The following is a 10,141-nucleotide window of genomic DNA, read 5'->3' as shown; positions in this document are numbered from 1 at the left end:
ACAAGACAAAGGAGGAGTTACAACGGGATCTATTTTGGTACATTGAGATTTACTATAATCGGGTTAGAAAACATTCAGCGAATGGATGGAAGACGCCGGATCAAATGGAACAGATATATTTTAGTGGAAAACCAGAATGTATGGCTTAACTCTCTATATACTTTTTCCGGGCAGGTCCAGTTTCTCAACTCAATACCCAAATGTACAATTTGCCTGGTCTTATAAAACCAACTACCTCAATGCAATTTGCTCTATTTTTCATCAAGAAGGATCTATTGCGGAGGTTGTCTCCGGTTTCGAATATGAAAAAGCTCGTTCCCTCGGTATTCCTGGTCATAAAATTATTTTTAACGGTCCACACAAAAGCGACGGAGAACTGCAACGGGCATTTTCTGAAAATGCCGTCGTGAATATCGATAGTTTTCAAGAATTATACCGAGCAGAAAATGTTGCTAAATCAATGGGTAAAACTGCAACTATCGGTATACGTCTCAATATGGACACGGGAACCTATCCACGGTGGTACAAATTTGGCTTCGATCTTGAACGAAACCAAGCCTTTGAAGCTGTAGCTCGGATATCAAAAAGCAAATGGCTTTCTCTCTCTGGGCTTCATGCCCATATCGGAACATTTATGCTAGACCCAAAGGCCTACGCCATACAGGTTAGAAAAATGATAGAGTTTATGACACGCATAGAGTCTCTTCTTGACTGTACCATTGACACCTTAGATATTGGTGGAGGGTTTCCATCCAAAAACAGACTTAAGGGGAGCTATATGCCTCCGGAAATAGCCGTGCCAAAGGTAGAAGAATTTGCAGATACTATTTGCTCTACCCTCTTGGAAAATCTTCCTTCGGGACGACGTCCAAAGCTTTATCTTGAAACTGGACGCCACCTTATCGATGAAGCCGGCTATCTTATTACTTCCCTTATTGCCGAAAAACAACTTCCCTATAACCGTACAGCCTACTTTCTTGATTCTGGTATCACAAATCTCTACACAGGCAACTGGTATGACTTCTCTATTAGACCCGGTGAAACAACGGATGGAATCCCTGAAATAACAACATTGTATGGCCCACTGTGCATGAACATAGATGTTGTTGCGGAATCCATATCTCTTCCTCCCATGTCGGTTGGAAGCCCCCTTGTAATATGGCCGGTTGGAGCATATAACGTTACCCAATGGATGCAATTTATCACATATCGTCCCGCCGTAGTGTTGATAACAGAAGAAGGAACCATGGAACTCATCCGACGCCGAGAAAAACTATCCGACATAACAACTCCAGAAGAAATACCTGAGCATCTTTTACCAAATGAACATGAAGGGAGTTCCCATGCGTAGTATGGTATTGAGTCTTTGTTTGATCTCCTGTGTGCTTGCTCGCCCTGAGCTCGTATCATCAATTGATTATTATGACCAGGATGTATATATAGGCATCGCCCGAACACCGCTTTCGGCAAACAACAACGTATATGCCGCAATATTGACATCTGAAACACTTCGGATAATTGATCGGACCACTGGTGAAACCATAGCTACGCAGGAAATACCAGGATATACCATTTCTGAAAATACCTACAGTGTTACCGCGACGCAGCATTGGTTTAACTCAAAGAGCACATGGGAAATTATTGACGCATCATATTCAGATGAGGAAGGATATTCCTTTCGCGTTATCGATTCTCACGGTACCATCCTTATGGAGGAACCAGGAGCGCCAACCCTTTTTGTTGATAACAAGGGCACACCCCATATGGTTTCCACAAATACAAGCCCAAACAAGACATGGCGTCTTCAAAGAAGCACTGCCCACATCAACGAATCTCAGGAGCCTCAAAACGGTTTAAAAGGAGTGCAGTATTCTGCCGGAGACGACAAGTTTACCCTCAACACGCATCAAGATGGCGTATTACACATATATGCACCAACAGGACGCAGGGTGTATCAATCAGAGCCGGGAGACCTCACTTCCGGCTCCCACACGGTAAATCTTGAATCATTTTCCTCGGGCGTATATATTCCTGTAGTACATACAAAACAGGGCGTGCACTCAACACGTTTTGTACGATAATCCCTGAAGAATTAGTGCAGTAGGAGCATACGAAAAGAGGCGGCATATAGCCGCCTCTTCCTCAACCAACCGTTGCGATCGGTTGATATCTCATCATCACACACATTCACATAGAGTGGAGGGAGTATCCACTCACCAATAAGATATATCAAAATTAGCCAAACACCAACACTTTTTTTTCTTTTTTCGTAAAAAAACAGTTCTTCTCCTCTTGAAAGATTAAACATATTTTAGAACAACCCATGATAAAGGAGATCTATGCGGCATTCTTTTGCACTGCTTATTCTATCTGTTTGTTTTACCCTTGCAGCTTCTGACATCTCCCTGAGCGGTGCGGCAAGTCTGGGAGTGCTCTATCACGACATGTCTGTATCCCTCAATGATTCTGTCTACGTTTATGACGAGGATATTCAACGACATGGAAAGCTCACCACAGACATCGCCATATCCCCGCTATCTGGTATAACCCTACGTACAGATCTCGCCTTTGACATAGATGATGAAGCCCTACATATGGGTACATTTGATGTGCGTTTCTCTCTAGGTGGAGGACGACAAATTCGGGCGGGGTATATGAAAAAACGCCTCTCCTTCGAAGAACGGCTCTCCCATGATGAACGACAGCTGATTGATCGCTCTATTTTGCACGAACGAATTCGTTCATTTCATCTACCTGGCCGTGATTTTACCCTCGCCTACCGTCATCGCAGGGATAATCGAACCTATTGGCATGCCGTAGCCGCAGATATGTCACATCGGTACAGTATGATACATCGTCTTGAATGGGAGCTCGCATCTTCCCTCGAAGCATCTTCATCGCTCACTGTAACCCATGGATCAAAAAGCCCCGACTCAGTACATGTTATTACGGGAAACATGGCCCTCAACTATGATCAAGCGGCCCACCGGGGGGAGATCGAGATCATGGGGGGAACAAACCCATCAGCCGAGCGAATTCAGCGACAAATGAATGAGGAGATGCGTATTCTCTACGGTGGTATACGACTTTGTTACTCCTACGGGTTTCAGCGTCCAGAAGAGTACATACTGGAAACGATCCGGCCCATTGTTGAGGGGGTGTATCTGCTTGATAATCACGAGACAGGTAAAACCAGTTTGCAGTTTCGGCCGGGGCTCTCCGTGGGTATTATTGATGCAGACATTGCAGAACTGCTCATCTCTGGCGACTTTCAGTATGGAACACTCCCGCCACACCATGGAGAATATACCCGTCGTATCAGCGGGGGAGCAGTGCGGGTGCGAATACGATGGTAAGGTTTTGGCTGTTACTCCTCCTGCTTCTGCAGGCCTGCGACTTCACCGCTCCCCACGAATCGGAATCGTGGAAAAATCCCGATCTACGCCTGCTCCATATCTCCGTAAGCGATCGGGTCTACGACAATCTCTTCTCAACCTCGTACACCAATGAATGGCGCCGAGGAACCATCAAATACTCCTCCCTGCGTGATACGGCGGTTCCCTATTGTGAATCTCCCGACGTTCTCATTCGCCGCCAAGGAAACGACGCACGCCGACTGCCCAAGCCATCTTTTACCATAAAAACCTCCTCGGGAAGTCGCTATGCCCTTTCTGCCCAATTTCACGACCACTCCTTTGTGCGCGAACTAACGGCACATCATTTTTTTCGTGCTGCAGGCATGGAAACCCACTATGTTGAGCCGGTGGTGGTGCTTATTAACAATACCCCCATGGGGCTGTATCTCATTCGTGAACAGATACGAGATGAATATTTTTCTGTGCGAAACCGCCCCTTGCTCAGTCGGTATCGAATTGAGTTGGGAGGCTGGCTCACTCACACAACGGGACTCCATCCAGCTCAAAGTTTTTCAAAAAAATATCCCTCACGATGTATGGAATACGATGACCTCTCCGCCCTTTTATCTGAAATAGATTCGGGTATCTCACCGGAAGAACGTGATAACTCTCTTGTAAATCTCTCGAACTTCATTGATTATTATGCGGTTACTCAACTTATAGACAACTCCGATGGAATTCGGAACAACTTTTCCCTTGCCCGCTGCGCCGTATCAAAAAAATTTGAGATTGTTCCGTGGGACTTAGACAGAACCTTTTTCGGCACCCATGACACCATTCCCCGCTTTTCAAATGGAGCCTTTGAGCAGTTTGACACAATTCCCGAGTTTGCCCATCTCTTGGAAAAAAGACGGCGTGAAATTTTTGATCGCCAGGAAAGCGCCCTTTTTCTTGATAGTTTAGAAACCATCCTAAAACAAGCCCACCGCGAAGACCCCTATCTCCGTGCGATTGATGCAAATCTTACCGAAGAGATTTCCCAGGTGCGGCACTTTATATCAACCATGGAAAAAACCATTCTCCAGCCCTAAGAAGGCACAACAGAGCAGAAACTTTTCACGAAGAAAAGTATGTGTGTTTTTTTCAATCAATTTATATATATTATTTACCAGGGAAAACGACTCTGCACAATGGAGCATGACCGGGAGGCAATCATTAATATTTCTGTGAAGAAAATCGGTGTTTTTAAGGTACTCATTCCTGAATTAGAGCCTGAGGAGCTTCTTGACGCCGTAACTCTCGGAGAAAAAGCGGAGGAATTGGTTCGTGCGGGCAACCCTTACATTGCCATAGACCTCACCTCTCTTACGTATATTTATTCGGACTCTATCAATCGTTTTATCCGTCTGAACCGGATTATCTTAGACATTGATGGGCGCATACTACTTATTGCTTCACATGCGAAAGTATTGGAGCTTTTGACAAAGGCTGGAGTACAAAATTTCATCAAGGTCTGTCAATCATATGGAGAAGTAAAAAAGATCTCTGATGTGGTAAGTTCTCCGTCCTACGTGCAACAGCATGGCACAACGCCCCCTGCGGAAAAAGAACGCCCTCCCGCCGAAGAGCCGACACCTCCTCCAGCACCTGCCTCAGAGCCGCCAGAAAAAGAACCAGAGAAATCACAACAGCAAGTTGTCCCGGAACATACCCAGGTTGTTAATGCCCCCGAAGAAGATGAGTCTTCCCTTTCATCATTTAATTTCAACAAATTGTCTGGAGACTTTGATGATGATTTTGACGATGATTTCAAAGAAAAGAGTCTTCCTGCAGGGGTCGTTATAATACTGTTTCTCTTGGTGGCCCTCTTAGCAGGAGGCAGTGCCTATCTCTTTATCCACCGCGATACAATTTTCAAGGGAACACCGCTCCATGAACTCATGGGGCAGGAAGAACCCACGCCACCGGTGGAACAAGCCCCCGATCCTCTGTATGAAGAATCACCTCTCGATGATGCTCTCCCTGAACCGGAGCAGGATGAAGCACCAGAGGCAGAAGAGGAGCCTGAGGAAGAAAAGACTCCCCCTGCAGAAACACAACGGGAACGAAGATCCATACCAATTCGTCGAGCTGAAGAGCCGCGACGGCAGCAACCACAACAACAGGAATCCTCTCCCCCCCCTGCAATTAACATAGGTTCGACTCCTTCCGGGGCCGTTGTGTACGAAGGCAATAGACGCTTGGGCACAACCCCCTACACATGGGAGAACCCCTCTGTATACGGAGATATCACCCTGCGATTCGAGAAAGAAGGCTATGAGTCTCACCGAAAACGCGTACAATATTTTGAAGAGCCCCTCTCAGTAGAAGCGCGCCTTTCAGCTTCTCCCGTTGCGGAAGAACCACCAGCACGTGCAGAGCAACGGACAGAACCAGAGGAATCACAAACGCCTGCTCGTGCAGAAGTTACACCAGCTCCTGAACCGGAGCAGGAGCCGCGTCAAAGCCGTGCGGAACCTACCCCAGAACCTACCCCAGAACCTACCCCAGAACCTACCCCAGAACCTACCCCAGAACCTACCCCAGAACCTACCCCAGAACCTACCCCAGAACCTACCCCAGAACCTGAGCCAGAGCCTGAACCTGAGCCTGAACCAGCGGCACGAACGGGAGAGATTTTCTTTAACTCTCTTCCCCCCATGGCTGATATTTACAAAGATGGGGAGAAGATTGGCACAACCAATACCAGCGCTATCACCTTGCCGGTGGGATCTCACACCCTTGAGTTTCGCCACGGTGAACGAACAGTCGAACGTACCGTTGATATCCGCAGCGGTCGAAACAGCTCTATGATGGTGCCGGTACGTTAAGATGACCGAAACATTCTTTACCCTCATAGAAAACAGAATTATTGCCACGGGACGGGACACGCGTTACTCTCTTGGGGCCTACGAGCTTGTTGCCACGGCCATGGAGTTTTATCGAGCAAAAACTGACACAGCAGGACATCTGTCGGCACAGCAAATCGTCTCATCCCTGGCAGAGCTCGCCTTTGCAAAGTATGGTGCCATGGGAGAAGAAGTACTTACCCATGCCGGCATAGAGACCCCCATTGATGTAGGTAATATTATCTACAACCTCATTGACATTGAGCTGTTCCGAAAAGATACAGAGGACTCCCTCGATGACTTCCACCGATGTGCCCCACTCTTTGATGGACTCACACGGCGAAGTCTCTACACGATAAACCGTGAACACATAAAAATTATAAAAGATTCTTGACAGGAACAAATTATTCACATATATTAGGTTCGTCTTTGAGAAATGTGGCTTCTTAGCTCAGTCGGTAGAGCAGGGGACTGAAAATCCCCGTGTCCGTGGTTCGATTCCGCGAGAAGCCACCTTATCTCCCATATCTTCGTTCTACATACTTTCCATTCCTTCCGCTCCATTCTACGAAGTATACCCTTGCATTTTGTGGCATAAGTGCTTGCACATCTTCTTCACCGACTTTCATGGAAGACTGTTCTCTCACAAGCCGTCCACAACTGGTAAATATCCGTATCTGGGAAGCCCCCGCAGCAACATACTCTTTTCGACAGATAGTGGGTGACCCCTGTGCCGTCTCACCCAAAGTAGTTTCTGCATCCTCTACATAGGTCTGATACGCATCCCAAAGAGCGCGACGAAGCTCTCCACCCTCTTCAGTATCCCCAAGCCACGTACCAGCGGGGAATTCATGGGATGGATTGGGGTCCATATAGCGAAAGGAGAAAGAAACGATCCGCTCAGCGTATACCCCCGCCACAGAAAGCTGCTTCTGAAAGGTTTCCATATCCGTGGGAACAAACCGTGGGGTTTCACGCGTTCCTTCATTGGTAAAGAGTTCACAATTTACCCAAAAAGAAGTCTTGGTTGTGCTGGCTGCTCGCTGGAGTTCGGCAAGAAAGGGTGACACCATATCGCGCTCACCATGGAGCGTATGAGGAGAAACCCCAACGCCGTCTTGCGGGATAAGCACATCAATATCTGCCGTACGAAGTAGATGTTCCCAAAAATCTCCATACTCTTCTGGAGAGGTAAGATCCGTATTGAAAAAAGGCGAGATACTGATCTTTGTTTCCGGACGTATATCTCGAACCGCTCGGGTAATCCGCTCTAACATGTATGCGGCATAGTCCCAATCTTCCCGATTCATAAAACCGAGATTCGGTAGTTCCGGAGAAATGTAGATTCCCTGAAAGGCATCATGGTCACCATAGGCGTGTAATATCTCTTGAGCCACCTGTATACTTCGTTCAATATGATATTCTACAATGGCCGAATCTCTTTGATCAATACCATTTGAACCGACAACTCGCCACCAGTTATAACTATCAGGATGCTCATTGACATACAGACCAATCCAAAGATTGACCCCCGCTTTTTCACACGCCGCAAGGGTTCGTTCAAGAGGTGAAACATCGCTTCCAGGCCAATTCGTCGGGTCGGTCCAACGTTGTGTTTCAATACCCGAAAGAGTTGTTGATGAAATGGGGAAGTAGGCAAAATCTGCCGATGAAGGACCACCCCACTCACGGGAAAACCACTCCTGATCGGCCTCATAGCGAACGCTCCATTGCCAAAACAGATCTTCTCCCCCCACGTCTGCCATGGAGGCAACCCACGCATTATAGGCATCTTGCGAGTCAAATACCGCGTTACCCTGTTGATTCCACCCCACCGCACCATACACTAAGGAGGGTTGTACAAAGAAACCGCTTATTCGCGGCGTCGTGGCAAATATAGACGAAAACAGCAATACCAGAAACAAAAACAAATCTCCCCCATTGAAAGTGCCTATCAAAAAAACACAATACAGGTTTTTGTTGACTAAAACCAAAGATGCCACACTTTGCATTTCCACAAACAACAAGTGACACCTTTGCATAATCACTATTATATTATTTTTTAATCAAAAAAGCAATTTTTTTCATTCAAATTATTGTTTTTTTCCTATATTGTCTTGCATGATGTTATAAAACACTTGTTGGAGAATGCAATGACCAATATCTCTCTAAACCATCCGTTAAGACCACCTCTTTTATTTATTATCTTTTTACTTTTTCCGTTGCCCAAATCACGTTTGGTAATGAGGGAAGACTTACATCGGATGGAGTAGTCAGTTTTTCCTATGATGATTTTTCGGATCTTTCTGCTTGGCAAATTAATGAAGATGCCATTGATTCCCCAGTGTCTGATCAAGGGCGGGATGTACTGAGACTCACCGAATCACGGGCAACTCAAGCTGGCAGTGCCTTTATAACTGAACGTATCCACTTAGTTGGTGATGATGGTGATTTTAATGCATCCTTCAGTGCTTATTTCACCTTTCGTATTCATGATAATGGTGGCTATTCTGATGCGCTTAACAATCATATCAGCGGAGCAGACGGTCTTGCCTTTGTAGTGCAACCGCTATCAAACACAGCTGGTGAGAGCGGTGGTTCAATGGGGTACCAGGGTATTCAGCAGAGTGTTGCTGTTGAGTTTGATACATGGAATAATAGTATGAGTCACCGAACGCCGGATCCCTGCAATAATCATGTCGGCATCTATTGGCAAAATAGAATTCACCCTTTTATTCATGGAGAGGCCACTTCTCTTCCACAGGAACATCTCATGAAAAACGGAGAAATATGGCATGCTTGGGTGGATTATAATGGTACAACAGAGGAAATGGAGGTTCGTGTCAGCAGATCGGGTTCACGTCCCGACGTTCCCATCCACACCGAGAATATCGATCTTCCTGAAATATTGGGACGCCCCGATGTCTTTGTAGGGTTTACCTCTGCTACAGGAGCTGCGTACAGTCGCCACGATATTCTCTCCTTCTATTTTACGAATCGCTATGAACCCTATGACGCCTCACTTATTTCAGATCAAACCTTTACAATTCCTGAGCAAAGCCCCGCTGGCACAGAGGTTGGCGTTCTTACTCTTGAAAAGCCAGTTGACATCCTTACAGCTCGTGATCTCCCAGAGGAGTTTTTCTTTGATGAAGAAACCGGACAAATCACGGTTTCCCCCACGGCTTCTCTTGTATACAATGAACAAAACAACTATCATTTCACTGTGAATGCCTTTGCTGAACATGTTGAGTCGCCGCAGGATACACTTCAGATACATGATACGGCAGAAGTAACAATCTATCTTGAACGCCTCCCGCTCAAAACGACCCTCTTTGCAGAGGAGTACCGCCAGTCAACTACTCTGGAAGAAGCAAAAAACACCCCGCATACCTTCACAACGGAAACACATGAAGTTCCACTGTATTTACGCGACGAGGATGGAGAAGAAGTGGAGATTTCCCGCACAGAACGTGTGTATTACAGTCGTGGCGGCGACGCACCTGAGATTGGCGTGAACCCGTACGAAACTCCCTTACTTCTTACATCCTCTGATACAATTCGCGCAGTGGCAACTACGGGAGATGCCTATGAAGACCCCCGAGAAGGATTTTGGGTGTATGAACAAGATCTTCCCGCTGCGCTGCTCTACGGCAACGATCAAGTGCAAGATAACAGTGTTGATGCAGCCTATGAGAACCGGCAGTTTTTCACAACATCACAGCATGAAGTGACCCTTGACCTTCGTGATGAAGATGGAGAGCTCATTCCCCTTGGGGATGACGATGCGATTTATTACGCCCGTGGCAATACTGAACCCGTGATTGGTGAAAATCCATATGATGAACCCTTTATAATTACTTCCGGTGATACAATCCGTGCTCTTGCACGGGTGGA

Annotated in this window: 8 protein-coding genes and 1 tRNA gene; 8 read left to right on the top strand and 1 reads right to left on the bottom strand. The window is 46.5% G+C overall.

Features of this window, described 5'->3' with window-relative positions; translation table 11 throughout:
• The first annotated feature begins 136 nt into the window (after nucleotides 1-136).
• The 7 genes from CALK_RS11330 (at nucleotide 137) to CALK_RS11300 (ending at nucleotide 6,757) form a co-directional block, all read left to right on the top strand.
• Nucleotides 137-1,351: an alanine racemase gene (locus CALK_RS11330; RefSeq protein ID WP_022637808.1), complete on the top strand. Its 1,215-nt coding sequence runs from the start codon at nucleotides 137-139 to the stop codon at nucleotides 1,349-1,351.
• Entirely contained in the window at nucleotides 1,344-2,081 is a 738-nt protein-coding gene (locus CALK_RS11325) for a T9SS type A sorting domain-containing protein (protein ID WP_022637807.1), read from the top strand. The genes CALK_RS11330 and CALK_RS11325 overlap by 8 nt, the downstream gene beginning before the upstream one ends.
• Before the next feature lie 258 nt (nucleotides 2,082-2,339).
• A complete protein-coding gene (locus CALK_RS11320; RefSeq protein ID WP_022637806.1) occupies nucleotides 2,340-3,356 on the top strand; it encodes a hypothetical protein in 1,017 nt (338 codons plus the stop codon).
• A complete protein-coding gene (locus CALK_RS11315) occupies nucleotides 3,350-4,447 on the top strand; it encodes a CotH kinase family protein (RefSeq protein WP_022637805.1) in 1,098 nt (365 codons plus the stop codon). The genes CALK_RS11320 and CALK_RS11315 overlap by 7 nt, the downstream gene beginning before the upstream one ends.
• A 99-nt stretch (nucleotides 4,448-4,546) precedes the next feature.
• Entirely contained in the window at nucleotides 4,547-6,226 is a 1,680-nt protein-coding gene (locus CALK_RS11310; protein WP_162146746.1) for a PEGA domain-containing protein, read from the top strand.
• 1 nt (nucleotide 6,227) lies between these two features.
• Entirely contained in the window at nucleotides 6,228-6,638 is a 411-nt protein-coding gene (locus CALK_RS12445) for a Minf_1886 family protein (RefSeq protein ID WP_022637803.1), read from the top strand.
• Nucleotides 6,639-6,684: 46 nt separating this feature from the next.
• Nucleotides 6,685-6,757: transfer RNA gene (locus CALK_RS11300), tRNA-Phe, on the top strand.
• A 2-nt stretch (nucleotides 6,758-6,759) separates the two neighbouring features.
• Here CALK_RS11300 and CALK_RS11295 read toward each other — a convergent pair.
• Complete coding sequence (locus CALK_RS11295) at nucleotides 6,760-8,175, bottom strand: DUF4434 domain-containing protein (protein WP_162146745.1); 1,416 nt, start codon at nucleotides 8,173-8,175, stop codon at nucleotides 6,760-6,762.
• Between the two features lie 266 nt (nucleotides 8,176-8,441).
• On the opposite strand from CALK_RS11295, the gene CALK_RS12440 reads away from it, so the two are divergent.
• Nucleotides 8,442-10,141: lectin-like domain-containing protein (locus tag CALK_RS12440; RefSeq protein WP_162146747.1), on the top strand; the 1,700-nt coding region annotated here is incomplete at its 3' end.

The sequence above is a fragment of the Chitinivibrio alkaliphilus ACht1 genome (assembly GCF_000474745.1).
Lineage (GTDB): Bacteria > Fibrobacterota > Chitinivibrionia > Chitinivibrionales > Chitinivibrionaceae > Chitinivibrio > Chitinivibrio alkaliphilus.
The sequence above is the reverse complement of the archived record's forward strand: the minus strand, read 5'-3'. Positions and strand labels throughout refer to the sequence as shown.

What these genes read in the sequence shown, in the direction of transcription:
- CALK_RS11310 (WP_162146746.1), top strand. Translation starts at nt 4,547, where the DNA reads ATGGAGCATGACCGGGAGGCAATCATTAATATTTCTGTGAAGAAAATC.
- CALK_RS11315 (WP_022637805.1), top strand. Translation starts at nt 3,350, where the DNA reads ATGGTAAGGTTTTGGCTGTTACTCCTCCTGCTTCTGCAGGCCTGCGAC.
- CALK_RS12445 (WP_022637803.1), top strand. Translation starts at nt 6,228, where the DNA reads ATGACCGAAACATTCTTTACCCTCATAGAAAACAGAATTATTGCCACG.
- CALK_RS11325 (WP_022637807.1), top strand. Translation starts at nt 1,344, where the DNA reads ATGCGTAGTATGGTATTGAGTCTTTGTTTGATCTCCTGTGTGCTTGCT.
- CALK_RS11330 (WP_022637808.1), top strand. Translation starts at nt 137, where the DNA reads ATGTATGGCTTAACTCTCTATATACTTTTTCCGGGCAGGTCCAGTTTC.
- CALK_RS11320 (WP_022637806.1), top strand. Translation starts at nt 2,340, where the DNA reads ATGCGGCATTCTTTTGCACTGCTTATTCTATCTGTTTGTTTTACCCTT.